Source organism: Fibrobacter sp. UBA7003 (assembly GCA_002449765.1).
Lineage (GTDB): Bacteria > Fibrobacterota > Fibrobacteria > Fibrobacterales > Fibrobacteraceae > Fibrobacter.
In genome coordinates this window covers 147325-171991 of record DJXN01000002.1, presented here as the reverse complement: position 1 = coordinate 171991, position 24667 = coordinate 147325, and the positions used below count along the sequence as shown (strand labels likewise).

Below are 24667 nucleotides of genomic sequence, written 5' to 3'. Positions count from 1 at the left end.
CGAGGAACTGCCCTATGAAAAAATTTGCGTCTATCCTTATGTTCTCCGCGTTGTCGGCCTTTGCTGAACCGCAGGTCTCCAAGGTTTCTTTCTTCGCCATTGGCGATGTGCTGATGCATTCCGCCATCTACGATGCCTGCGAAAAGGATGCGTCCAAGTGCGTGTTCGACAGGTTCTTTGCCAAATGGAAGGCCGATATCGATTCGGCGGATTATGCGTGCGTGAACCAGGAAACGGTCTTTGTTCCGCGCGAGGACAAGTATTCCTCGTATCCGACTTTCGGTTCGCCCGAGGAGGTCGGGCTTGCGGAATTAAATGCCGGTTTCAACATAGTCACTCATGCGACCAACCATACGATGGACCGCAAGGCGAAGGGGGTCGACTATACGCTAGATTTCTGGAAAGGCAAGCCCATGATGGTACTCGGGATCCACGGGACCGCAGAAGACCAGGCTCAGATCCGCTATGACGAGAAAAACGGAATCAAGTTCGCGTTCCTCAATTTTACCTACGGCCTGAATGCCCAGAAGATGCCGGATGACCGCCAGTACATGGTGGACATGCTCGATTCCGAGGGCAAGTGGCTGAAGCGCATCGCCGAGGCGGACCGCAACGCCGAAGTCGTGGTCGCCTTCCTTCACATGGGAACGGAATATACGGAGCTTCCGGACAAGGAATCGCTCGCGAGGGCGGAGAAGGCTATCGATGCCGGCGCCGACATCCTGGTCTGCGCGCACCCGCACGTGATCGAACCCTTTGGCGTATTCAAGACGAAGAAGGGCAACAAGGCTCTCGTGTTCTGGTCGCTCGGGAACTTCATCTCGAACCAGTTCCGCCTGGGGACGATTCTCGGGGGCGTCGCAAAGTTCGAAGTCCAGAAGACGGTCGATGGCGACAAGTCGAAGATCGAGGTGACCCGCGCGGACATGGAAGGTTCCATCACCTATTTCGACGAGAACGGCCACAGCACGGTTCCCCTGCGCGACTATACGGAAGAACTCCACGCGAAGCACCTGTGGCGTGAGACGGCCAAGGGTTTCACGTTCAAGTCGGTGAACGACCTCTACAAGCGCATCGTGAATAGCTATGCGAAGAGCAATCTGCAACCCGTGTCGAAGGCGCTGCCTATCCGTGTAAAGCAGCTGCAGAAGTAATCCGCCGGAACGCGGATAGAATTAAGAGCACTGGATGTTTTGCCCGATCCTCAGGATGGAGGTTCGGGTAATCTTGTTTAGCTTGCAGAGTTTTTCGATGGTAGTCCCGTACATCTGCGCGATTTTGCCGAGCGTGTCGCCGGGGCGCACCCTGTGGAAGCGGTGCTTCGAGAGCTCGGCCTGGATGGCGTTGTGGCTGTCGATGGCGGGGGCGAGGGCGTAGCGTTCCGTATTCGGGAGCAGTTCGCCCTTTTCAAAATCGAAGACGGTGGCGGGGTCGATGTTGACTTCGCCGTAGCGGATTTCGAAATGCAGGTGTGGCCCGCTGGAGCGGCCGGTGTTTCCGCCCTTTCCGATGAGCTGGCCGCCTTCGACGATGTCGCCCACTTCTACAAGTCGCTTCTGGAGGTGACCGTAGAGGGTTCGCGTCCCGTTGGCATGTTCGATCATCACGTAGTTGCCGTAGCCGCGGCGGTTATATTTTGATACGACGACCTTGCCGGGGTAGGCGGCGACAACGGAGTCTCCGATGTGGAGGTGGAGATCGACACCCCGGTGCAGGCGGTGCTTGCGAATTCCGTAGGGGGAATTGAGGAGGGTCCCGTGGATGGTCGGGAAATGCGCCCCGCTGAAGTCCAGGTATTCCATTTCGGCTTCGGCCGCTTCGACCTCGGAAGGATCCTGCGTGACGGCTTCGCTTACGGCGGAATCGGGTACGACAATTTCGGATTTTTTTTCGGGAATGGTTTCGACGACTGTTTCCTGGATGGGGGCCTGTTCGGCGGCGGGTGCCATGGCTATGACTTCGTTGCCTGCAGAAAGCGCTGGCAGCATCGCAATAATCAAGGTGGAAACGCTCGAAACTTTCATGGCCCGCCAAGTTAGAAATTTTTCGGCGGCGATTCAAGATAGGGTGTGATGTGCGTTATGGACGGGATGTCTAAAATGTCGTTTTTTGCTAAAAAAGGCGGATTCTCCGGAATGCGGAAAGTGATAGGTGGAGAATTATACTAGTATTCCTGACAAAGACTTCAAAAAAGCATTGCTTTTCTTACGTAATGAATATATATTACTTGCATGATTCGTTTCTTTGGAGTGTCCGGCATGTCGGCGGGATAACCGTCGCCATCAGGAAAAGCTATTCTTACAGCATGGCGGACGAACTGCTCTCCATGTCCTGGTCGCAATGGGAAAACGGGACCTTCGTCACGAAGGGGACCGTCTCCTATGCGTACGACTCCTACGGCAGGCCTGAATCCGCCACGGAATCCGGCGGTGCGCGGGTGGACTATACCTACAGCCCCTACGGCAACGTGCTGACTACGCAGCGCAGTGACGGGAATATGGAAATATCGTCCTACGGCTCCGTGCACGATATCCACGGGCGGCCGCTCTCGCGTACCTATACGCGTGGCGGCGCGACGCTGTATTCCGAAACGCTTACTTACGGCAACCCCGTGTCCGGCCGCTTGGGAGGCGTGGTGCATGATTACGGCTCCTTGCCCGGAGTCGGGGACGTTGTACGGACATCGTCCTATGCCTACGATAACCAGGGCCGCCTGGCTTCGGTGCAAGGCCCCCTTGCAGGACAGTACAACTATGACCTGTTCGGCCGTTTTGCAACGAAGACGGAGGGGGGCTCGTCGGTCCACTATATCTATGACGTAGACCGGTTCCGTCCGACGCGCATATCCTTCGGTCAGGGCACGGACGAATATTACCGCTATGACGCCTCTGGACGGATGTGGCTTGACAGGCAGGGGAAGACTGCCTACGAACTGAATTCCTCGGGCCTCCCTGACAAGGTCAGGATGTATTCCGAGGTGCCGGGCGACATGACCATCGACGATATCGGCGGCGACTTCATCTATGACAGCGAGACGGGTTACGAACGCTACGACTACGGACTTGGTGGTTCCCGCATATACCGCTCTCGGACCTTGCGCCCGGTCGGCCTGCAGTACGAGGAGTCCGAGGTCCAGGGCATAGGCACGTGGCGCAAAAACCGGTTCGATGCCTACCAGTCCATGCTGCGCGAGGACCTTCCTGGCGGCGGCTTCCGCGATGCCGCCACCTCCGGCGCAGTCTACCCGCTGGTGGACCACCAGGGCAGCGTCCGTGCCTATGCCGGGACGGACGGCATCGTGGCTGCCTACGACTATTACCCGTACGGTGCTGTGTCGTCGGTTTATCTGTCGTCTTCCCCGGTGGGTGAGAGGCGTTGGCAGGACAAGGAACTTGACGACGCCGCCGGCAACTACTATTTCGGCGCGAGGTTCTACAACCCGCTTCTGGGCATGTGGCTCACGCCCGACCCTGCCGGGCAGTACGTGAACCCCTACGGCTACGGCGGCGACCCCGTCAACCTGATTGACCCGTCCGGCCTGTGGGCGATAGGCGCCGGTCTTGTGGTCGGCTACGACAGGGCGCACGGTTTCAGCGTGGGCGTCGGGGCCGCCTACGACATCGGCGTTGGGAGCTCGTTCAACGCGAGCTATTCGTGGAACTCCGACGGCTCGTACACGGCGAACCTCTCGGCTTCTATGAGCGTCCCCCTCCCGGGCGTGCCGCTCTGGGCTAATTTCGGCGGAGGCTACTCCTACAACTCGGAGACGGGCCACGCCCTGACCGGGCAGATGGGCGCCTGTGCGGGTATCGGTGACCTGCTCTGTAGCGGGGCGAGTGTCGGCGGGGGCCTGTACTGGTCGAATAGCGAGTTCCTCGGCGGCACTGCGTATGTGGAGGCCTATGCAAGCGTGGGCGGAGTTTACGGGGCGTCGGTCGGCAGGGAATGGGGCTACGGTGACGTGACCGGCCGCGGTTGGTATATGGGAATCAATGCCGCGGGTGCCTATGCGGGCGTGTCCCGCAACGGGGGGCTAGACTGGGGATTCGAGGAAAGTTTGTATTATAAGCTGCAAGATTTGGGAAAAGATCCCAATGGAAGAAAACGTCAATATGTCGGTTTGAGCGTTCCCACCCTTGGTATTTTTGGCGACTACTTCATGTATGATCACGGGAACAGGAATGAAAATCCAATACAAAAAGAGGTGATGGGAGAAAACGGAAAAGGGATAAATAGAGAACAATTTGAAAAATTGGCAATAAAGAACAATCTTGATTATGGAATATATCCGTGGATAGCTAGCCTATTCCATCCCGAAAATACAGACAAGATGTGGATGGGACGGAAGAGTGTGCTTAGTTTCCTGTATGGCTGGTTCCTGATTCCGTCGGTTGAAGGGCTTTTCTTTCCGGGTGGTGACTACGCATCAGCTCCGAGTTACAATTATGGGCATAACTGGATTACCCATACCTTCTTGGATGTTATTCCTTATTTGATATTCGACATGGCGGGCCTATAATGAAAAAACATGCATGTCTAATCTTCTGCTTTTTTTTGTGGAACTGTTGCCCGATTTGCGGCAGTGATTGTTTCTACACTATCGAAAAATCGGTGGACATTGCTGCGGTCGGTAAATATTACGATATGCATTATGGCCTAAATGGAAAATGGTATACTTTTGTTGATGATACTCTTCAAGAACACTATTATAAAGTATTTTGTCTGTATATAGATTCTGCGAATGCATATAATCTCAGTATGCCCATTTCTGTGGATGCTTATATTACACATGAAAATATGACAGAAAAGGTTGATCCGTTTCTTGTGGATACATTGACTGCTGTAGAGGGGATGCTGGCGATTATTGTAAAGAGGAGAATTCCTGAACCGTCAAGTCGCCTCAAAATAGTTATCATGAAAGATGGAATAGAAAACGTATTTGAGTTCGATATCGTCCAAAAGGCGTACAAGTCGAGACATTCTCGAAAATGGATGTCGTTTATATCTATTTAATATGTTATTCTTTGAACCAAAAAAAGTTTTAATCCTTTTGGGCTTCTGCTGAGAGGAGATCTCGGGCTCCAAAAAAACAATTCGTTAATCTCCCGCAAAATGTTTGTTTCATGAAAAAATTTTTTGGCGGGACCGCCTACTTGGAGGCATATGCGACAGTTGCAGGCAGACTTGCTGGTGGCTCGATTGGCGAGGAAGCTGGGTTCGGCTCTATGCATGGACGGGGCTGGTATTCGGGGTTTGACGTTGCGGGATTGTACGCGATTTCCTCTGTCAACGGGGGCTTTAGTTGGGGATTCTTGGAAATCTTGTATTTTTCCTATGGCGACAACACTAGCGTTGCTGCTGCAGACGGTAAGACAACAAGCCTTGTTTCAGCTGAGCTTTGGTTGCCTACCCTTGGACGGTTTGGAGATTTTACCTTTGGCAACCAGTACGATGCGAGCAGAGAGGGGATACGTAAAACTCAGTTGTCAGAAATTAAGTCTATATTACAGAATAGTTCAGATCCGGAGGATGTTGCTGTAGTAGGAAGGTTTGGAGGCCCTTTTGAAGGATAACGATGAAAAGATTTTCTGAGAATAGGACGCGCTTTAAGAAGGAATGGTTCCGGACTGGTTGACCGTATGGGGGACCATAATGATAAATCAACAAAGTTTACATTTAGGAGAGCTGGCTCTTCTGAATATGGCAACATTGAATTTATGTTTCAAGTATGGAAAAATGAGGCGTATTCCAGCTACTTTTTTCTAAATTATTGTTGTTGAACTTATTACCGGTGAATGCCTAGATGAAATTTCTGAAATACACGGTTCCCGTATTTTTTGCCCTGTTCCTCGCTCTGTTTTCCGGTTGTCACGAGGAAGAAACCCTGTCCAATCTCCAGAAGGATGTCGCCGTTCTCGAAATGCGGGCGGATTCGCTGTACCAGGAGATTGACCGGCTCAAGAAAACGCCCTCCGATGTGGTGCTTCTCAGCGATACGGTCCAGCCCGGTAATGGTCCCTACGCGGTCCTGGAACGCATGAACATCTCCCGGAAGGAAATGGCTCAGTTGGTGAATACGCTTCTTGACAGTGTTGACATGGGTAAGCTGAAGGTGGGACAGCGCTTTTACGCGCTGGTTGATTCTGCGGCGCATGCGGCAAAGGCTGAACATTCGGTGAAGGTCTTCCGTTATCAGGAAAACGCGATTCTTGTCCACCTGGTGCACTGGGTGGATTCCGGATTTGTCTACAAGAAGGTGGAAAAACCCTTTGTCCGCAAGCAATCTGTGTATGAGGGCGTGCTCGAGAAGGGCGGCACCCTCGACGGCATGCTTTTCAAGTCGGGCATTCCGCAGCGCATGCGCGGCGTGGTGAGCGGCGTGTTGCAGTGCAAGATTGCATTCCAGAGCGCACAGCCCGGAGACCGTTTCCGCGTGCTTCTCGAGGACACGTTCGACAAGGATGGCGTTTGGGTGAGCGGCAAGGTGATTTACGCCGAGTTCGATGGACGCGTGGTGGGGCATCACGAGGCTTTCCTCTATTTCGATGGTGACCCGAAGAGCTCGTTCAATGCGCACTATACCGAAAACGGCGAGGCGCTGATATTCAACGGGCTCCGCTACCCGCTCGACAAGATCCAGATCGGTAGCCGCTTCGGCAAGAGGCTGCACCCGATTCTTGGCGAATACCGCCTGCATGCGGGCGTGGACTACCGCGCGAGCATGGGTTCCCCGGTGTATGCGGTGGCCGATGGCGTGGTGACGGTTTCGGGCTACGACGATGCGAGCGGAAACAAGATTGCCATCAAGCACAGCGACGGTTTCGTGAGCTACTACATGCACCTTTCGCAGAGGAGCGTGAGCGTGGGGACGCATGTGGCCGCCCGCCAGTTCATCGGGAAGGTGGGGTCTACGGGCCGCAGTACGGGGCCGCATCTGCATTTTGGTTTCAAGAACCCGCAGGGGCAATGGATTGACCCGCTCACGAAGACGATGATTGCGACTCCGAAGCTTGCGGGCGAGCGCCTCGCAAAGTTGCAGGGGCAGGTGAAGGATATCCGCAAGGAGATTGAACTCACCTTGCAGACGCCCGCGGTAAAGGCGAACGACACGACGGACGTGATGGTCCACGTGCGCGCGTTGAACTAGGAGAGCCCTTGCATAGAGCCTTGGTGACATTCCTGCTTTTGGCGCTTGCTTCTGTGGCTTTTGCCGAAGACGGCGCAAGGTCGGAGTTTACCGACAGCCGGGACGGCCGCGTCTATCGCACGGTGGAAATTGGCGGCCAGGTCTGGTTTGCGGAAAATCTGGCGTATGCGGCCAAGGGAAGCTTTTGCTATGGCGGTGCCGCGAAGGGCTGCAATGGACGCCTGTACCCGAAGGATGTGGCCGAGAAGGCCTGCCCTGCAGGGTGGCGCCTGCCGTCGAACGACGATTTCCAGAAGCTCTACGGCTATGCTGGAAAGACGGGCGTGAGGAGCGTCGGCAACGCGCTGAAGGCGAAATCCGGATGGGACAGGAACGGAAACGGCTTTGACGATTTTGGTTTTGACGCGAAACCCGCGGGCTATTGCGAAAGCCGCAAGAAGTGCGAATACCGCGACTGCTTTTACAGCATGTGGAGCTCCACCGAGAATATTTCCTGGAGCCTCTACTGTGTCGACGAGGATTTTAACAAGGGAACATATTCCAGGACGGCTGCCTTGTCGGTTCGCTGTATAAAGGAGTAGAAGATGAGATACGGGATGAAGATTGTGGTTGTCCTTCTTGCGGGAATCTGTTCCGCTTGCAATGGAGAATCGGAGCAGAAGCAGGAGGTGGCTCCGGTTGTCGAGGTGCAGAAAGCTGCCCCGGCAGAAGCGGCTCCTGCGCCTGAAGAGGTGAAGCCTGTCGCCGAGGGGCGTTTCCCCGATACGATGATGGCGTCTGCCCGTGTCCTTGAATTTGTCGTCGAAGATGCCTCCACCGGAGTTCCCGGGACGATCGATTCGTTCGAGGACGTCTACGAGAAAACTCCGGGAATCTTCACGTTCCGCGGCGGGCTCAAGCGCAACACTCCGCACGAGGGCAAGGTCAAGGGGACTCCATCCAAGATTACGGTCGCGTGGAAGTTCGAAACGGATTTCGACAGCGAGCCGACCAAGCTCGGCACATGGGGTGGCGGTTCCGGATGGACTGGCCAGCCGGTCTACGTGAACTGGCCGGACAGTATCGCCGACATGTTCAGGAATTCTTCCTTTGGCCTGACCGAGAATTTCAGCAACGAAGAAATCATGGTGGGCTCGCTCAGCAGCCACATCTACTTCATCGACTTCAAGACGGGCAAGGCCTCGCGCAAGGCGATTGATGTCACGAACCCCATCAAGGGGAGCATCTCGCTAGATCCGTCGATGAACGGCAACCTCTACTTTGGACATGGTGTCCCCAAGAGCGACGAGGTTCCTTTTGGCGCGGGAGTCATCGACCTCAAGAAGCACAAGGTGACGCACATGTACAACCGCGACCGCGACGCCTGGCGCGGCTGGGGTGCCTACGATTCTTCGCCGGTTGTTGTCGGTCAGTTCCTGATCCGCCCCGGCGAAAATGGCAAGATTTACAAGTTTATCCGCGAACAGGGTGGCCTCAAGCTCCATTCGAGCCTCAAGTACAAGGTCAAGAAGCAGAAGGCGGCGGGTGTGGAATCCTCGATTGCCGTGTACCGCAACTACGGCTACTTCGGAGACAACTACGGGAACATCATCTGCATCAACCTCGACACGATGAAACCCGTATGGCGCTATGACAACCACGACGATACCGACGGTTCCGTGGTGATCGATGTCGAGGACGGTGTTCCGTTTGTCTATACGGCAAGCGAAATGGACAAGCAGGGCGACAGCGGAATTTCTTACTTCGTGAAGTTGAACGGGCTTACGGGCGAAAAGGTCTGGGAACAGAAGTTCAAGTGCAACAAGGCGAAAATTGCGGGCAAGAGTTTCGACGGCGGCATGTACTCGACGCCGCTTATCGGGCGCGGCGACTGCGACAGCCTTATCATCGTGCCCATCAGCATCCATAAGCCGGTCTTCAAGGGAGACCTTGTCGCCATGAACCGCTACACGGGCAAGGTTGTCTACCGCGTCCCGCTTGAACATTACGCTTGGTCTTCTCCTGTCGGGTTCTACGACGAAAGCGGCAAGCTGTATGTGGTGCAGGGCGACTGCACCGGCAACATGTATATCTTCGAGGGGGCGACGGGCAAGCGCCTGTTCTGTGAAAAAATTGGCGACAACTTCGAATCTTCGCCTGCCGTCGTGGACAATGCGCTCGTGGTCGGTTCCCGAGGCAAGGTCATTTTCAAGATGCTTGTGGAATAGCTTGATGCGGGATTTTGTACCATGATGCTTGAAGACGAAGAATTCCGCGAAGTGAGGACGACGAGACGGGCGCACCGATCCCGCCGTATCGATGTCATGCGCGAATGGGATTCGGGAATTGTCGACGAGCGCCCGACCAAGGAACGGTTCAGCCGCGAATTCAAGAAGGCGAAAATCAAGCGTATCAAGGACCCTGTCGAAAACATCGGCGAGGAGAATTGCGTCGAGGGCCTGGTCGTGGAAGTGCACCGCCGCACTTGCGAGGTGCGCCTTTCGGAAGAAACAGTGACCGCCATGTATCGCGCGACGACCTCAAAGGCACTGGGCGAGTTCCCGGCCGTGGGTGACCGCGTGCTCGTCGGTCTGGTGAACGACGGCGATGATTCGGGAGACGGCGTGGGCTCCCAGAAGTATTGCATCGTGCGGGTGCTTCCGCGGAAAAGCGAACTCAAGCGCCCTGGCCCGCGCGACAGTTTCTACAAGCAGCAGACGCTTGCCGCGAATATCGACCAGGTGGTGATTGTCGCAAGCGTCACGCAGCCGGAATTCAACTACGGGTTCATGGACCGCTTCTTGCTTGCGGCGAACCTCAACAATTTGCCGTTCGTTCTCGTGCTTACCAAGATGGATTTGCTGGAAGGCGAACTTCCGGAGTCGATACGCGACTTTGCAAGCATTGTAGACAAGTTTATTCCTGTTTCCGTAAAGAACGGGGAGGGCCTTGAAACGCTGAAAGCCGAGCTCCAGGGCAAATCCTCCGTATTCAGCGGTCAGAGTGGTGTTGGCAAGTCGACTCTCGTAAATGCGCTCGTTCCCGATGCGGGCCTTGAGACGGGCGCCGTGCGCGAAAAGGACGGCAAGGGACGCCACACGACGATTTCTTCGAGTCTTTTCGATTTGCCGGGCGGCGGCTATGTCATCGATACCCCGGGTATCCGCAGCATCGGCCTCATGGACATGGATGCGGAATCCCTCGCGAAAATCTTCCCCGGGTTCTTCGAGAGTGATCTTTTTACCTGCAAGTTCAGCAACTGCCTCCATGTGAAGGAGGTGGGCTGTTCTGTGCTCGAAAAATTGCGTGATGGCAGGCTCTCGAAAGCGCGTTATGAAAGCTACCGGCGCATTCTCGGTTCGAAAGATTGATTATATTGTAATAAGAATCCCACTATGAAACAAGATATCCGAAAATTCCTAGTCAGCCTCCTTTGGCTTGTCGCCACCTGTTGCGGTGGCGCCTTTGCGCAGAGCTCGAACGCCCCCAAGACTTCTGCCGCCCCTGCGGCGACCGGAACGTCTACCACCAGCATCCGGACGCCTATTTTTGTGGGCGGAGCGCTCGGCTTTGGCTCGGGAACGGGTGTCGGTTCGGAGAAGGGACTGGGGTTACGGCAGATTGAACCCATGCTGGGCATCTGGTTTCCTCACGTCGCGTTCTTCCGTGTGGGCTATGGATTCTTCGATTGCGATGAAAAGACGGATGACGGCGACAAGGTGGAAGTCGAACATACGAACCTCGATGTCGAACTGGGCGTCCAGCTGTTGGGCGATGTCTATCTTGTCGGCAACTATTCGAGACTCAAGGACCTTTCCGACGAGGGCGATGTCGCCTGGAACGAATGGGGAGTTGGCGTCGGGTCGCTCCTGAATATCTTTTCGAAGACGATGTTTTTTGCGGAAGTGGGCTACAGGAGGGTCCTGGAACATTACGATCCCTTCCTGAACAAGAAAGTCTCGGGTAGCCGCATCCAGTTAAATCTCGGATTTGCGGCCTACGTCTACTAGGCGGAACGTGATGTCTGGTTTGAAGAATATTGCCATCATGGGGGGCGCGTTTGATCCCGTCCATGAAGACCATGTCAAGGTGGCACGGATTTGCCTTTCGCGTGGACTTTGCGACGAGGTGTGGTTCGTGCCGAGCCCCGATCGTTGGGACAAGACGCTGAACGCCGCGCCCGAAGACCGTTTTGCGATGCTTGAACTCGTTACTTCCGACGAACCCCGCTTTGTCCTTTCGGACCTTGAAATTGAACAGGGAGATTTTCGCGGCTCCTACGTATTCTTGAAAGGCCTTGCAGAAAGGTTCCCCGACAAGAATTTCCGCCTCCTGGTTGGCGCGGACAGTTACGAGAATATTCCGCATTGGCGCGACCCGCTTCATTTCTATGGCACGGAATATAACGGCCACCTCCTGCTTCGGGACTTTGAACTGATTGTCTTTGCGCGCAATGGCTACGTGCAGCCTGATGTCGCGGAACACAAGGCGAAGGGATATGCGGACCTTTTCTGGATTGGGGAAAAGGAAAATTTTGTCGGCCGGATTTCGAGTACGGGAATCCGTAAGAGCCTGCTTTGCAATCGTAACGAAAGGCCGGACGGGCTTGCGCCAGAAGTCTACCGCTATATTTTGGAACATGATTTATACAGGGATTGAGTTGGAGTAACGATGCAACTGGTTGACAATTTGAGGCAGAAGCCTCTAGTTCAGAAAGTCGAAAAGTTTTTTCCGGCAATAGCCTTTTTGGCGGGGTTCAGCTGGGATTCCATAACGCTTGGTCAGCAGATTGACCAGTCCGATTTGCTCTTCCTTCTGGCGTACTATATCGGCGCGTTCATCCTGGTAATTCTCCTGTCGGCACATCTGGAACATCCCGAAGGATGGACGAAGGAACGCCTGCAGGCTGCGAAGATGGCAACTCCGGTGAAGGAGGAATCGAAGGTCCCGGAGAAAACGGATGCGGTAGAAGCGCCTGCCACTGCGCAAACAGAGGCTCCTGAGCAGGTGCCGTCGCAAAACCCGGCTTCGACCTCCAAGATTTCGGCCGTGGCCGGGAAAATGGCGAATTTTGCGAAGCCCGCAACGACAGTGGTCGCCTCGAAAATCAAGAACGTGGCTGATGCCTCGGCGACGAAACTCAAGAATGCTGCGGACGCCTCGACTGCGGAAGCCAAAAAGCTGGCCGACAAGATTGGCTACGAGTCTACCGCCATCCCCAAGAATGCCATCGTGGTGGAACACCGCTTTTTGGACCGAGAATGGAGCGAGGTGTGGAAGGACCGTTTCTCCTGGATGGTGCAGTTCTGCTTCGGAAGTATGTTCAGCGCACTGGTCGTCTGCTACTTCAAGAGCAGCGGTTCGCTGGCCTCGTTCCTTCTGGTGCTGTTTTTGGCCGTATTGCTGGTCGGTAATGAATTCCTCAAAAAAAGGTATGAAAGCTTCGGCGTGAGCCTCGCGTTTTTTTGCCTGCTCGGGACGATGTTCCTGAATTTTGCGATTCCGCACCTGGTACACCGAATAGGATTTATCTGGTTCTTTTTGAGCACGCTTGCGTCATTTGGCATCTGTGTCGGAATCCAAAAGCTGTCGCACCACAAGAGGCGCGTGCTGATTGCTCCGGCTCTGATCAGCTCGGCCTTGGTCATCGCCTATATCATGAACTGGGTCCCGCCTGTTCCGCTCGTGCTGAAGCAGCAACTGGTCTGCCAGAATTTTGATAAGAAGAACTACTCCTGCGATATCGACAAGCCGACATTCTTGCAGACACTCGGGTTCAAACTTCCGTCGGTTCATCGAATCGACGGTGCGGAAGTCTATTATCTTTCGTCGGTTTATGCGCCTGCGGAATTGAAGGCGGAACTGGAATACCGCTGGTACGTGAAGGATGAGGCGACAGGGGAATACAGGCTTACGGATAGAGTTTCTTCTGGCAGGATGGTCATGCGGGGTGGTCGCGAAAACGGCTACCGGAGCTACACGAAAAAGAAGAAGATTCCGGCTGGACGCTACCTTGTAGAAACGGCTTACAAGAATGGCGCTGTCATCGGCTCGCAGAAGTTCGAGGTCTTCGAGGATGGCCCGGCCCCCAAGGGCTTCGAACGTGATTCCTTAAGGTAACCTGTGCGTGCTCCGAGCGACATGTATTTCGAGAGCGAAGTCCGCCCGGAACAGGATGGACGCCTTTTGCTCGATTCCCTGGTGGAACGCTTTACTTACCACAGTCGCGACGAATGGGTCGATCGTTTTGCTCGCGGGCTAGTTTCCCTGAACGGAGCTGTCGCGAACCTTGAAACCGTTGCTCACAAGGGCAACAAGATCGTGTACCATGTTGAAAACTACGAGGAACCCGAAGTCCCGACAGATTTCGACACCGTGTTCGAGGATGACGAGTTCCTGCTTGTCGCAAAGCCTGCCGGAATCCCGGTGCACCATACCGGACGCATTTTCTACAACACGTTTACTGCCGTGGTGCGCCGTGCGACCGATTGCGAGACTGCGGTTCCCATGCACCGTCTGGACCGCGATACGGGCGGGCTCATGCTCTTTGCGAAATATGCGGAAACGGCGGCGCGCTTCCAGAAGAACCTGGACCGCATTCTTCTCCGCAAGTTCTATCTGGCGGTGGTGCGGGGGAGCTTTCCCTATGAGGAATACCGCTGCGACTTGCCCCTGCGCGAAGATCCGCAAAGCGCAATCCGCCTGAAGATGTTCCATTTCGAGGATGGAAAGCCCTGCTCGACGGTTTTCCGGACGCTTTCGCGGTTCGAACGCGACGGCGAGCGGTTCTCTGTGCTTGAATGTGAACTTTTGACCGGTCGCAAGCACCAGATCCGTGCGCACCTTGCCGAACTCGGATTCCCCATCGTGGGAGACAGGCTTTACTGGCGCAATGGCTTCTATTACGAAAAAATGGCGACTTCTGGTCTTGATGACGAAGATTATCGCGTTCTCGGCGCGCATAGCCACATGCTCTATGCGTACAAGGTTGAACTGCTTTTGCCCTATTGGGACACTCCGCGCACGTTTGTCAGCAAGAATTTCCCCATCGAGATGAAGACCCTCCTGGTCGACATTGACTAGCTTTTTGTTCTTGTGAATTTTTGCAGGATGCCCCCGAGGAGTTTGCCCCTATCTATACATAAAAACGGATGAGACGTCCAAATGAGCCCAAAAAGGCCTAAAAATTTTGTTTACGCTTCGGTTTTGCGCTGTTAGGATAAATTTATAGCGTCTCCCGTATCTCGAGCACGTAATTTTTTTATTTTTTGTCCGTAAAATTTTGAACATTGGTTCAAGGAGTTGAAAAATGAAATCTAAAGTGCTGTTTGGCCTTGCGTCTGTTGCCATGATGCTTGCCGCCTGCGATATGCAGGGTGGAGCCCAGTCCGAAGCCAAGATTACCCCGAATTCTACTGACGATCAGAAGTTCGCCTATATGTTGGGTGCCCAGTTCGGCCTCCATAACTTCAAGATGATTCCGTTGCAGATGGGTGAAGAACTTGACGAAGATGCCGTTGTCCAGGGTATCAGGGACGCCTACAAGTCCGAGAAGGATACGAACTTTAGGCTCCAGGTCGAACCGGATACGCTGAGGGATATCGGCTTTGACTACAATTCCAACGCCCGTGCCCGTATGGCGTCCATCCGCCCGGATAGCGCGACGAACGCCTCCTTCAACGGAGACCAGGCTAAGTTCCGCGCCTATATGGATTCGGCTATGAAGGCCCTCCCTGTTGTGAAGGCTCCCGCCCCCAAGAACCAACCCGTCGTTCTCGGTGCCGAGGCTACCCGCAACCAGAAGTTCTCCTACTTCATCGGTGTGCAGTTCGAAAACCAGTTCAGCAGCATCGGTGCGCAGTTCCAGACCGAATTCGACTTGAACTACTTCGTGCTTGGCTTGCGTGAGGCGTCTGCGAATGTCCGCGATACGACTATAGCTCTTGCACTCCCTGAAGATTCCCTCAAGGCTGTTGGCGAACGCTACAACGAAAAGATGAAGGTCCTTCGTGAAGAGGCTATCAAGAAGGCTCAGGAAGCCGAGGCGAAACTCAAGGAAGAGGTTGCCGGGCTCCGTGGTGACACGCTTGTTAACGGTATGCCTGCCAAGATGAACTACAAGGTGAAGGTTACTGGCATCACGAACAAGGCCGAAAACCTCGAAACCTGGGCCGGCAAGCCTCTCATGATTTTCTACTTCTCCGCGACCTGCGGCCACTGTGCACACGCCGCTCCGCAGATTCTTGACATCGCGAAGGAATTTGCTCCGAAGGGACTTACGACGGTTGCCGTTGCTAGCGGTGGAAACAACAAGCCCGGCATCCGCAAGTTTGCCGACAACGCGAAGTTCGACGATACCGTCAATATCGTGTGGGACGAATCCCGCCAGTTCGGTGAACTCTACAGCGATGGCTACGTGCCCAAGGTCTACCTCGTGAATCCGGATGCCTCGTACAAGGAATACACTGCGTTCGAAAGCGAGAAGGAAACCCTCAAGCAGGAAATCGCCGCCCTCATGGAAGGCAAGAACGTTGAGTGGAAGATTGACCCGCCCAAGCCGGCTGTGGTCGATACGCTCAAGCCTGCTGCAGCCCAGGCGCCCGAAGCGAAGCCCGCTGCCAAGTAATGTCTCTTATTGCAGAATTCGATGTCGTCGTAGTCGGTGGCGGCCATGCCGGTATAGAGGCGACTCATGCCGCCTGGAAGCTCGGCGTAAAGACCGCCATGCTTACGATGGATGTGAACGCCATCGGACGCATGAGCTGTAACCCCGCCGTGGGTGGCGTGGCGAAAGGCCAGATCGTGCGCGACATCGATGCGCTCGGCGGCCTGATGGGGCTCCTGACAGACAAGGCGGGAATCCAGTTCCGCATGCTCAACATGAGCAAGGGACCTGCCGTATGGGGCCCGCGCGCCCAGTGCGACATGAAGTATTATAGCGAAGTTGCCCGCGAGGTGATTACGAACCTTCTGGGGCTTTCGGTAATCGAGGGCGAACTGGCCGCATTTGAACGCATGGACGACGGTCGCTTGGAACTTACGCTTTTGAATGGCGAACGCTACGTGACGCGTGCACTCGTGATTACGAGCGGCACCTTCCTTGCCTCCAAGATGTTCACCGGACTTGAAACGAGTATCGGTGGGCGAGTGGGCGAGCCGAGTGCAGATAAACTTTCGGAATGCCTTGCCGCAAACGGCATTGTGCTTCGCAGGCTCAAGACGGGTACGCCGAGCCGGCTCGACCCGGATTCCATAGACTTTGATGAATGCGATGTGCAGCACGGTGATGATGTCGCCTGGCCCATGAGCGACCGTCATTTGGAAAATACTGTCCCCGGCCGCGATGCGGATTATTTCTGGGGCGATGCTGCAAACAAGTTTGTGCGAAACGACTGCGTCTGCTGGATTACGCGCACGAATATCAGGACGCACGATATTCTTCGCAGCGGGTTCAAGGATAGCCCTATGTTTAGCGGTCGCATCCACGGCAAGGGGCCACGCTACTGCCCGAGTATCGAGGATAAGATTAACCGCTTCGGCGACCGCGATGGTCACCAGCTTTTCCTGGAACCGGAACAGGCAGATATCGGGCGCGTCTACATCAACGGGTTCAGTTCAAGCCTGCCTGCGGATATCCAGCTTGCTGCAATTCACACGATTCCGGGCCTTACGCGAGCCCGTGTGCTGCAGATTGGCTATGCGGTTGAATACGATTCCGTTGATGCCACGCAACTTTTCCCGACGTTTGAATGTAAGAAGGTTCCCGGACTCTATTTCGCAGGCCAGGTCTGCGGTACGAGCGGCTACGAGGAGGCTGCGGGTCAGGGGCTACTGGCTGGCATCAACGCGGCTCTCAAAATAAAGGGCGAAGGGCCCTTTATTTTAGGTCGTTCCGACAGTTACCTGGGGGTAATGGCGGACGACCTCACGAACATCCTGCTCGACGAGCCTTACAGGATGTTCACGAGCCGCGCCGAATACAGGCTCTTCCTCCGGAGCGACAATGCGGAAAATCGCCTCAAGGAACGTGCGCATGCAATCGGGATGATTTCGGATAACGACTTTGCCGACTGGAAACGCCGCTGCTCCCTTGTGGAAACGGCCCGCATACGCCTCGCCGAAGAATCCGCGCTCCCCGAGCAGGCGAATTGCATTCTCGAGGCTGGTGGCCAAGCCCCCGCGACCGAGCGCACCCGCTGGATTAACGTTCTCCGCCGCCCGGGAATCGACCCCGAACAGCTGTTCAAGGTTGCGCTTCCGGACTTGCCGCTGACGCGCCGCGACCGTTGGTTCATGTACGCCGAAGAAATTTACGCAGGGTTCTTTGACCGTCAGGCCCGCGAAATCGACGACCAGAAGAAGATGGAATCCGTTCGCCTGCCCGAAGATTTCGACTACATGCAGGTGACGTCGATTAGCATCGAGAGTCGTCAGCGCCTGAACGCGCACAAGCCGCTCACATTGGGCCAGGCTAGCCGTATTCCCGGTGTGCGTCCCGCCGACATAACGGTCCTTTCGCATTGGCTCGAAAACCGGGGCTAGAGGACGGCTCTCCGAAAGACCGTACTTGCAAAATTAGCGTTTTTTTGCTATCTTTGCGCGCGTCAAATTAACATCATTGTCGATAGACATTTTCCAAGAGGTACATCATGGCAGAAGAAACAGAAATCAAAACCACAGAAGAAGTCAAGCCTCAGGAACCGAAATCCACAGAAAAAGCTCAAGAAAAGAAGGCCCCGGCCAAGAAGAAGCGCCCGTTGAACGCCAAGCGCAAGGGTGCCGCTCCTTCCGCCAAGAAACCGGCCGTCTTCAGTGATTCCCTGGAAGACCGTTTCCCCGCCCTCGCCGCCAAGCTCAAGAAGCAGATCGAGGACGGCATCAAGCAGAAGATCAAGGAAGCCCAGAACGACCCTAAGGTCAAGGCCGCTTCCAAGAAGTTCGCTGCTGAAAAGTAAAACCTTGACACTTTTGAAAAAAGAGACGTCCCGTGGGGACGTCTCTTTTTGTATACCGAATCTATTTTTCTTCGGGCGCCTGTTCGGTGGTCTCGGCTTCGGCCGAAGCGTCGGCCTTGTCCTTGTCGCGGATGGTGGCGCGGCGAATCTTTCCGCTAATCGTCTTGGGCAGTTCCGTCACGAAGTCGATGATGCGCGGGCTCTTGTAGGAGGCCGCGACGTTCTTCGCGAAAAGCTGCATTTCCTTCGCGAGTTCCTTTGATGCCTCGTAGCCCTTCTTCAAGACGACGGTAGCTTTCACGGCCTGGCCGCGGTCCTTGTCCTCGACGCCCGTCACCGCCACTTCAAGGACGGCGGGGTGCTTGTGGAGCACTTCTTCCACCTCGAAGGGGCTGATGCGGTAACCCGAACTCTTGATGAGGTCGTCGGTACGGCCCACGAACCACAGGTATCCATCCTTGTCGCGGGTGGCGGTGTCGCCCGTATGGTAGACTCCGCCCTCGAACACCTTCTCGGTGCGTTCCGGGTCGCGGTAGTAGCCGCCGAACATGCCGAAGGGTTTCCCCTGGTCTATCTTGATGATTAGTTCGCCCACCTCGTCAGTGGCGCAGGGCTTGCCTTCGGCATCCACGATTTCCATGCGGTATCCCGGGGAGGGCATGCCGATGGAACCCGGACGCGGTTCGGTGAACCCGAAGTTGCCTGTGGTAAGCGTGAGTTCCGTCTGGCCGTAGCCTTCCTGCAAGCGGATTCCCGTCTGCTCGTAGAACTTGTTGTAGATGTCGGTGTTGAGCGATTCGCCTGCGGTAGTGCAGTACTTGAGGCTCGAAAGGTCGTAGCGGCTCAGTCCGTGGTGCAATATATAGCGGTAGACGGTGGGTGGAGCGCAGAACGTGGTCACCTTGTATTCCGCCATCTTCTCGAGCAGCTTGCCCGGGATAAACACCTTCATGTCGTAGGTGAACACTGCGCTACCCGCAATCCACTGCCCGTAAATCTTGCCCCAGAGGGCCTTGGCCCAGCCGGTCTCCGCGACGGTGAGGTGCCTGCCCCCGTCCACGACGTGCTGCCAGTACTTTGCCGTCACGATGTGGCCAAGCGGGTAGGTGAACGTGTGCGCCACCATCTTCGGGTTCGAACTCGTGCCGCTCGTGAAGTACACGATCATGATGTCGTCGTTGTGGGTCGCCTCTTCGCCTTCAGGGCGCGGGAACCTGGCGGGGAATATTTCGTAGTCGTCGTAGAAGCTTACCCAGTTCTGGCGTGCGGTCTGGCCTACGGTTACGAGCTTTTCGACGGATGGGCATTTTGTTTTTGCCTTGTCCACTTCCTTTTGCAGCGAGGGTTCGTCATAACTCACGACCATCTTGATTTCGGCCGCGTTGAAGCGGTATTCCAGGTCTTCTTCGGCGAGCATGTTCGTCGCGGGTATTGCAATCGCGCCAATGCGGTGGAGCGCCAGGAGGAAGAACCAGAACTCGTAGCGGCGGCGCAGGATGAGCATCACGCGGTCGCCCTTCTTGATTCCCTGTTCGCAGAGGAAGTTCGCCGTGCGCATGGAGGCAAGCGAGAGATCCTTGAACGTAAAGATGTGGTCTTCGTCGTTGTCGTCGCACCACACGAGGGCTTCGCGCTTGGGTTCCGTCGCGGCATATTCGTCTACGACGTCATAGGCGAAATTGAAGTCTTCCGGGATAGTTATCTTGAAATTCTTGTAGAGGTCCTCGTACGAATCGAATTCGATACGGGAAAGAAACTTGCTTAACATCATGTTCGAATCCTGTCGTATTGGTTTTAGAGATCCCTGTACATGATTTTTTCGCGCATGGTGGAAATGTAGCGGACCATGTTCAAAATGCGTTTTTCGCCGATGGTCCTGAAATCCTTGTCGTGGAACACCAGGCGGTGCGTGCCACCCGGCAGGAGCATGCGGAGGCAGGCGTAGGTCTGCACGATTCCGAGCATCGCGGGCGGGTAGATGGAAAAACTGAGCGGCCTAGAATTGGTCTTCTTGATTCCGCTTTCCGTCTTCTGGTAGATGCCGTGGTAATCCTCGTAGTAGTCGAATATGTCGAGGGCGAGGTTCTTGAGGTACTTGTTGCCGAACCAGATGGGCGGAATGAACCCGGAGGGCTTCTCGGTGCCGTGGGCGTTCCAGAGGGCTAGGCTGCGCTTGAGGAGCGTCTGCGTGAGTCGCTCGTTCAGGCCAGCGAATTCGGCCTCGTTGTTCGAAATCCAGAGGGCGAACTTGCCCTGCAGGCTACGCTTGATAAAGAGGTCTGCGCGGTGGCGGGCACCGTGGAGCATAATCTCGTAGCCTTCCTGCACGAACTTCTCGAGTTCTTCGCGGAATTCGTCCGCCTCGGATTCGGGCACGGCCCCGATGGAGGGCACGACTGCGATGCTTATGGGCGAACCTGCGGCGTCCGCAAGTTTACGGATTTGCGTGCGGGCTCTCTTGAAGTTTGTCGCGCTGAAGCTGTGGTAGCACAAGATGAACTTTTTCTTCTTGTGCTGGTTCGCTTCGGCCGCCTGGATGTCGAGGATGTCCTTGTTCTGTTCCATGGGTAACCTACTTGTCCTTGCTAGATGTGAAGGATTCTTCCTCGAGTTTCTGCGAAATGAAAAGGTGATAAAAGAAGAACAGGATTGCCGTCAGTGCGGAAATCTTGAGCCACGATTTAAACAGCCAGTCGGACATATGTCGCTCCTTGATTCTGGTTATTCCTTGAATTTCTTGATGACAACCACGCCGTTGTGCCCGCCGAAACCGAGGGAAGCCGATACTGCCACGTCGATGTTGCCTTCGACACCCTTGTTCGGCACGTAGTCGAGGTCGCATTCCTCGTCCGGATTGTCGAGGTTGATGGTCGCGGGGTAGAACGAGTTCTGCACGGCGAGTGTCGAGATGATGGCCTCGATGACGCCGGCGGCGCCCACGCAGTGGCCCGTCATGCTCTTGGTGCTAGACACCTTGATCTTGTAGGCGTGTTCACCGAGCGCGATTTTCAGCATCTGGGTCTCGGTGAGGTCGTTCAGGTGCGTCGAGGTGCCGTGCGCGTTGTAGTAGTCCACGTCGGTAGGCGCGATTCCGGCATCCTTCAGGGCGCGGGTCATGGCCTTCGCGCAGGTTTCTCCACCCGGGCGCGGGCTCGTGATGTGGTATGCGTCCGCAGAGGCGCCATAGCCCGCAAGTTCCGCGTAGATTTTTGCCCCGCGGGCCTTTGCGTGCTCGAGTTCTTCCAGAACCATTACGGCACCGCCTTCGCCCATGACAAAGCCGCTACGGTCTTTGTCGAACGGGCGCGACGCCTTCTCGGGGGTGTCGTTGAACTTGTCGGTGAGCGCGTGCATGCCCGCGAAGCTCTTGATGGAGTATTCCGTAATTCCACTTTCGGAACCGCCGGCGAGGCACACGTCGAGCCTGCCCGAGCGGATGGTGTCCAGGGCGACCCCGATGGCGTCGGTGCCGGAGGCACAGGCGGTGCAGACCGTGTGGGCGAGTCCCGTGATGCCGAGGGCGATGGAGACGTTCGCGCACGCCTCGTTCGGGATGAGTTCCGGCATTGCGAGCGGCGAAACCCTGCGCTTGCCGCCTTCTATATATTTGTTGTAGGTCTCGTCGAGGATGTCCATGCCTGCGAGGCCGTTGCCGGCTACGATACCGGTGGTGTCATCGGCGAGCTGTTCGCGGCTGAGGCTTGCGTCCCTGACGGCTTCGTTCGCGGCCGCAACCAGGAATTGCGTGAAGCGTGCCATGCGGCGGGCTTCTTTCGGGTCCAAACCGTGTTCTTCGGGCTTGAAGTCCTTGACTTCTGCTGCAATTTTCACGGGGCAGTTGCTTGCATCGAACTGCGTGATGGGGCCGATACCGCACTTGCCTTCGCGGATGGCGTTCCACATTTCGGGGACTGATTTACCAACGGGGGTCACGGCGCCGAGGCCGGTAATGACAACTCTTCTTCTCATGGAGATCCTTGTTTCTTATCAATCCAAAGATAGTTTTTTTGGACGGATGTCGGATTTGGGGGCGTTCAGAAGATGAAAATGGCGAAAACGATGCGTATGTAAGATTTTTGAAATGTTTTTGTAATTATATGAAAAATTGAAAAAAGGAACGTGCGGGCTTTTTTTGGTTATATTTAGTCTTGAACAACTTAAAGGAGAAACATATCATGAAAAAATTCCTGATTTGCACGGCAATCGCCGCTGCTGCCATGTTCACCGCCTGTGACGACGACGATTCTACCAGCGCTTCTGACAAGACCTACTCTTGCGAAGTCAAGGCTAATCTGGGAGAACTTCTCGGTGACATCAACATTTGTGCAGAATCTGCAGACCAGACCAAGATGACCAATGCTTGCGGCAAGGCTGGCGAAATGCTGAAAGCCCTTGGCGTCGATGATGCCGCCAAGACCGGTTCCAGCTGCCCCAGCGGAGCCAAGAAAACTTGCAATGGCAAGCTTGATGGCGTTGACTACACAGTTTATTCCTATACCGAGGACGATGTGGAAAAGTCCTGCGATGAAATTACCGCGCAAGTGGATCAGCTCTCCAAGTAAGAGCGATGCTCCTTCTTTAAAGGGCCCGGCGGTAATGCCGGGTCTTTTTATATGGGGTAAACTAATATTTTGCCCCTGCGCATACGCTTTTTTTTCTAAATGGCGTCCTTTCAGGACGCATATAGATCGGCTCGGCTATGCCAACGCAATGCTTGTGTTGGCGCAGCACTCGCCTTTTTCTATATTTGCCGGCGTATGTTTACGGGAATTATCCAATCTACCGGCGAAATCGTCTCGATAGAGTCTCGAGGCGATGCGCTTTCGATGCGCCTCAGGTCGCCGGGATTTTTCAAGAATTGCAAACTGGGCGATAGCGTCGCGAACGACGGTGTGTGCCTTTCTGTTGAATCTTGTACCGATGATGAAGCTGTTTTTTGCCTGATGCACCAGACGGTCGAAAATACCGCCTTCAAGCAGGCCGCAGTCGGTAAATTGGTCAATCTGGAACTTCCGTGCCGTGCCGACAGCTTTATGGGCGGGCACTTCGTGATGGGCCATGTGGACTGCGTTACCGAGGTCATCCAGGTGGTTCCGCGCGAAACGGGCGTGGAAGTCGACCTGAAGATGCCTGCGGACCTCAAGCGCTACATTATCCGCCGCGGTTCCATCTCCCTGAACGGCATCAGCCTTACGGTCGCCGAGAAGTTCGAGGATTCCATCCGCGTGTGCATCATACCGGAAACCCTTGCCCGCACGAACCTGCGTAACTGGGTTGCCGGGACCATCGTGAACGTGGAAGTCGACATGCTCGGCAAGTACATTGAAAATTATCTGAAGGAACGTGACCTTGCTTAATACGATTGAAGAGGCCATAGAAGATTTTAAGAATGGCAAGTTCTTGATTGTGGTCGACGACGAAGACCGCGAGAACGAGGGCGATTTTGTCATCGCCGCCGAAAAGATTACGCCCGAGAAGGTGAACTTCATGCTCCACGAGGGCCGTGGCGTGCTTTGCTGCCCGCTGCCCATCCAGCGCTGCCATGAACTGAATTTGACCCGCCAGACTGCGGAAAACACCTCGATTCTGGGTACGCCGTTCACCATCATGGTGGATAAAATTGAAGGCTGCACCACGGGTGTTTCTGCCCACGACCGTGCGGCGACGATTCTTGCCCTTTCGGACCCTGCTTCCAAGCCGAGCGATTTTGGCCGTCCGGGGCATATTTCGCCCCTCTACGCGCAGGAAGAAGGCGTGCTTCGCCGTGCAGGCCATACCGAAGCAGCCGTTGACCTTGCAAAACTTGCCGGACTAAGGCCCGCCGCCGCCCTCATCGAAATCATGAACGAGGACGGCACCATGGCCCGCATGCCGCAACTTCAGGAAGTGGCGAAGAAGTTCGGCCTCAAGATTATCTCCATCCGCGACCTCATCGACTACCGCCTCAAGAATGAGAAGCTGGTGCAGCGCGTGGCCGCTCCGCATGTGTCGACCAAGTACGGCGACTTTACCGCATACGCCTACAAGAGCAAGACCGACGGCGTGGAACATGTGGCGTGGGTCGCGGGCAACCCCGACTTCAGCAAGCCGGTTTACGTGCGCGTGCACAGCGAATGCCTTACGGGCGACATTTTCGGGAGCCTCCGTTGCGACTGCGGCGAACAGCTCGCCGCCGCCATGAAGTTCATCGGCGAGCACGGCGGCGTGTTCCTGTACATGCGCGGGCAGGAGGGTAGGGGCATTGGCCTCTGCAACAAGTTGCGTGCCTACGAACTGCAGGAAAAGGGCATGGACACGGTCGAGGCGAATCTGCACCTCGGGTTCAAGTCGGACCTCCGCCAGTACGGTACGGGCGCGCAGATCCTTGCCGACCTCGGCGTGAAGGAAATGCGCCTCTTGACCAACAACCCGAGCAAGATTTCGGGCATTACCGCCTACGGCCTAAAGATTGTGGAGCGCGTGCCCATCGAAATCAAGCCGAACAAGGAAAACCTGTTCTACCTGCTCACCAAGCAGAAGAAGATGGGCCACCAGCTGCATATCGACGGCGCTGTACCCCAAGAGAATTTGAAAGAGGAAAAATAAG

23 protein-coding genes are annotated in these 24667 nt (G+C 55.3%); 18 read left to right on the top strand and 5 right to left on the bottom strand.

Annotation, left to right across the window (positions count from 1 at the left end; translation table 11 throughout):
- The first annotated feature begins 14 nt into the window (after window positions 1-14).
- A complete protein-coding gene (locus B2952_RS01195; protein WP_290736267.1) occupies window positions 15-1154 on the top strand; it encodes a CapA family protein in 1140 nt (379 codons plus the stop codon).
- A gap of 21 nt (window positions 1155-1175) precedes the next feature.
- On the opposite strand, the gene B2952_RS01190 is transcribed toward B2952_RS01195, so the two are convergent.
- Entirely contained in the window at window positions 1176-2024 is an 849-nt protein-coding gene (locus B2952_RS01190; RefSeq protein ID WP_290736262.1) for a M23 family metallopeptidase, read from the bottom strand.
- A 203-nt stretch (window positions 2025-2227) separates the two neighbouring features.
- Here B2952_RS01190 and B2952_RS01185 point away from each other — a divergent pair, with 203 nt between their 5' ends.
- The 14 genes from B2952_RS01185 (at window position 2228) to B2952_RS01120 (ending at window position 18081) form a co-directional block, all read left to right on the top strand.
- Window positions 2228-4519 carry an RHS repeat-associated core domain-containing protein gene (locus B2952_RS01185; RefSeq protein ID WP_290781461.1) on the top strand — a complete coding sequence of 764 codons (2292 nt, stop codon included), beginning with the start codon at window positions 2228-2230 and terminating at the stop codon, window positions 4517-4519.
- Window positions 4519-5013, top strand: a complete 495-nt coding sequence (locus B2952_RS01180; RefSeq protein WP_290736256.1) for a hypothetical protein — start codon at window positions 4519-4521, stop codon at window positions 5011-5013. The genes B2952_RS01185 and B2952_RS01180 overlap by 1 nt, the downstream gene beginning before the upstream one ends.
- Window positions 5014-5123: 110 nt before the next feature.
- Window positions 5124-5573, top strand: coding sequence for a hypothetical protein (locus B2952_RS01175; protein WP_290736253.1), 450 nt, complete (start codon window positions 5124-5126; stop codon window positions 5571-5573).
- Window positions 5574-5803: 230 nt separating this feature from the next.
- The gene (locus B2952_RS01170; protein WP_290736250.1) at window positions 5804-7147 is read left to right on the top strand and encodes a M23 family metallopeptidase; all 1344 of its coding nucleotides are present in this window, start codon (window positions 5804-5806) and stop codon (window positions 7145-7147) included.
- Between the two features lie 8 nt (window positions 7148-7155).
- Complete coding sequence (locus B2952_RS01165; RefSeq protein WP_290736247.1) at window positions 7156-7728, top strand: FISUMP domain-containing protein; 573 nt, start codon at window positions 7156-7158, stop codon at window positions 7726-7728.
- A gap of 3 nt (window positions 7729-7731) precedes the next feature.
- The gene (locus tag B2952_RS01160) at window positions 7732-9354 is read left to right on the top strand and encodes a hypothetical protein (protein ID WP_290736244.1); all 1623 of its coding nucleotides are present in this window, start codon (window positions 7732-7734) and stop codon (window positions 9352-9354) included.
- A 21-nt stretch (window positions 9355-9375) separates the two neighbouring features.
- Complete coding sequence (gene rsgA / locus B2952_RS01155) at window positions 9376-10497, top strand: ribosome small subunit-dependent GTPase A (RefSeq protein ID WP_290736241.1); 1122 nt, start codon at window positions 9376-9378, stop codon at window positions 10495-10497.
- A 24-nt stretch (window positions 10498-10521) separates the two neighbouring features.
- The gene (locus tag B2952_RS01150; RefSeq protein WP_290736238.1) at window positions 10522-11136 is read left to right on the top strand and encodes a hypothetical protein; all 615 of its coding nucleotides are present in this window, start codon (window positions 10522-10524) and stop codon (window positions 11134-11136) included.
- A gap of 10 nt (window positions 11137-11146) precedes the next feature.
- The gene (locus tag B2952_RS01145) at window positions 11147-11785 is read left to right on the top strand and encodes a nicotinate-nicotinamide nucleotide adenylyltransferase (RefSeq protein ID WP_290736235.1); all 639 of its coding nucleotides are present in this window, start codon (window positions 11147-11149) and stop codon (window positions 11783-11785) included.
- Window positions 11786-11797: 12 nt separating this feature from the next.
- A complete protein-coding gene (locus B2952_RS01140; protein WP_290736232.1) occupies window positions 11798-13246 on the top strand; it encodes a DUF2914 domain-containing protein in 1449 nt (482 codons plus the stop codon).
- Between the two features lie 3 nt (window positions 13247-13249).
- On the top strand, window positions 13250-14209 hold the full coding sequence (locus B2952_RS01135) for a pseudouridine synthase (protein ID WP_290736229.1): 960 nt from the start codon (window positions 13250-13252) through the stop codon (window positions 14207-14209).
- A 226-nt stretch (window positions 14210-14435) separates the two neighbouring features.
- Window positions 14436-15752, top strand: coding sequence for an FKBP-type peptidyl-prolyl cis-trans isomerase N-terminal domain-containing protein (locus B2952_RS01130; RefSeq protein WP_290736226.1), 1317 nt, complete (start codon window positions 14436-14438; stop codon window positions 15750-15752).
- Window positions 15752-17668 carry a tRNA uridine-5-carboxymethylaminomethyl(34) synthesis enzyme MnmG gene (gene mnmG / locus B2952_RS01125; protein WP_290736224.1) on the top strand — a complete coding sequence of 639 codons (1917 nt, stop codon included), beginning with the start codon at window positions 15752-15754 and terminating at the stop codon, window positions 17666-17668. Before B2952_RS01130 ends, mnmG begins: the two co-directional genes overlap by 1 nt.
- Window positions 17669-17775: 107 nt before the next feature.
- The gene (locus B2952_RS01120) at window positions 17776-18081 is read left to right on the top strand and encodes a hypothetical protein (protein ID WP_290736222.1); all 306 of its coding nucleotides are present in this window, start codon (window positions 17776-17778) and stop codon (window positions 18079-18081) included.
- Between the two features lie 61 nt (window positions 18082-18142).
- Here B2952_RS01120 and B2952_RS01115 read toward each other — a convergent pair whose 3' ends face one another.
- The 4 genes from B2952_RS01115 to fabF are packed head-to-tail and all read right to left on the bottom strand — an operon-like array spanning window position 18143 to window position 22050.
- Window positions 18143-19852 (bottom strand): AMP-binding protein, encoded by a 1710-nt coding sequence (locus tag B2952_RS01115; RefSeq protein WP_290736219.1) that lies wholly within the window; start codon window positions 19850-19852, stop codon window positions 18143-18145.
- Between the two features lie 23 nt (window positions 19853-19875).
- Window positions 19876-20646 carry a polysaccharide deacetylase family protein gene (locus tag B2952_RS01110; protein ID WP_290736216.1) on the bottom strand — a complete coding sequence of 257 codons (771 nt, stop codon included), beginning with the start codon at window positions 20644-20646 and terminating at the stop codon, window positions 19876-19878.
- 7 nt (window positions 20647-20653) lie between these two features.
- On the bottom strand, window positions 20654-20782 hold the full coding sequence (locus B2952_RS01105; RefSeq protein WP_290727049.1) for a hypothetical protein: 129 nt from the start codon (window positions 20780-20782) through the stop codon (window positions 20654-20656).
- Window positions 20783-20802: 20 nt separating this feature from the next.
- Window positions 20803-22050, bottom strand: a complete 1248-nt coding sequence (fabF, locus tag B2952_RS01100) for a beta-ketoacyl-ACP synthase II (RefSeq protein ID WP_290736213.1) — start codon at window positions 22048-22050, stop codon at window positions 20803-20805.
- Between the two features lie 206 nt (window positions 22051-22256).
- On the opposite strand from fabF, the gene B2952_RS01095 reads away from it, so the two are divergent.
- The 3 genes from B2952_RS01095 (at window position 22257) to B2952_RS01085 (ending at window position 24666) form a co-directional block, all read left to right on the top strand.
- Window positions 22257-22643 (top strand): hypothetical protein, encoded by a 387-nt coding sequence (locus B2952_RS01095; RefSeq protein WP_290736210.1) that lies wholly within the window; start codon window positions 22257-22259, stop codon window positions 22641-22643.
- A gap of 195 nt (window positions 22644-22838) precedes the next feature.
- On the top strand, window positions 22839-23438 hold the full coding sequence (locus tag B2952_RS01090) for a riboflavin synthase (protein ID WP_290736207.1): 600 nt from the start codon (window positions 22839-22841) through the stop codon (window positions 23436-23438).
- Window positions 23425-24666 carry a bifunctional 3,4-dihydroxy-2-butanone-4-phosphate synthase/GTP cyclohydrolase II gene (locus B2952_RS01085; protein ID WP_290736204.1) on the top strand — a complete coding sequence of 414 codons (1242 nt, stop codon included), beginning with the start codon at window positions 23425-23427 and terminating at the stop codon, window positions 24664-24666. Before B2952_RS01090 ends, B2952_RS01085 begins: the two co-directional genes overlap by 14 nt.
- The last annotated feature ends 1 nt before the right edge of the window (window position 24667 follow it).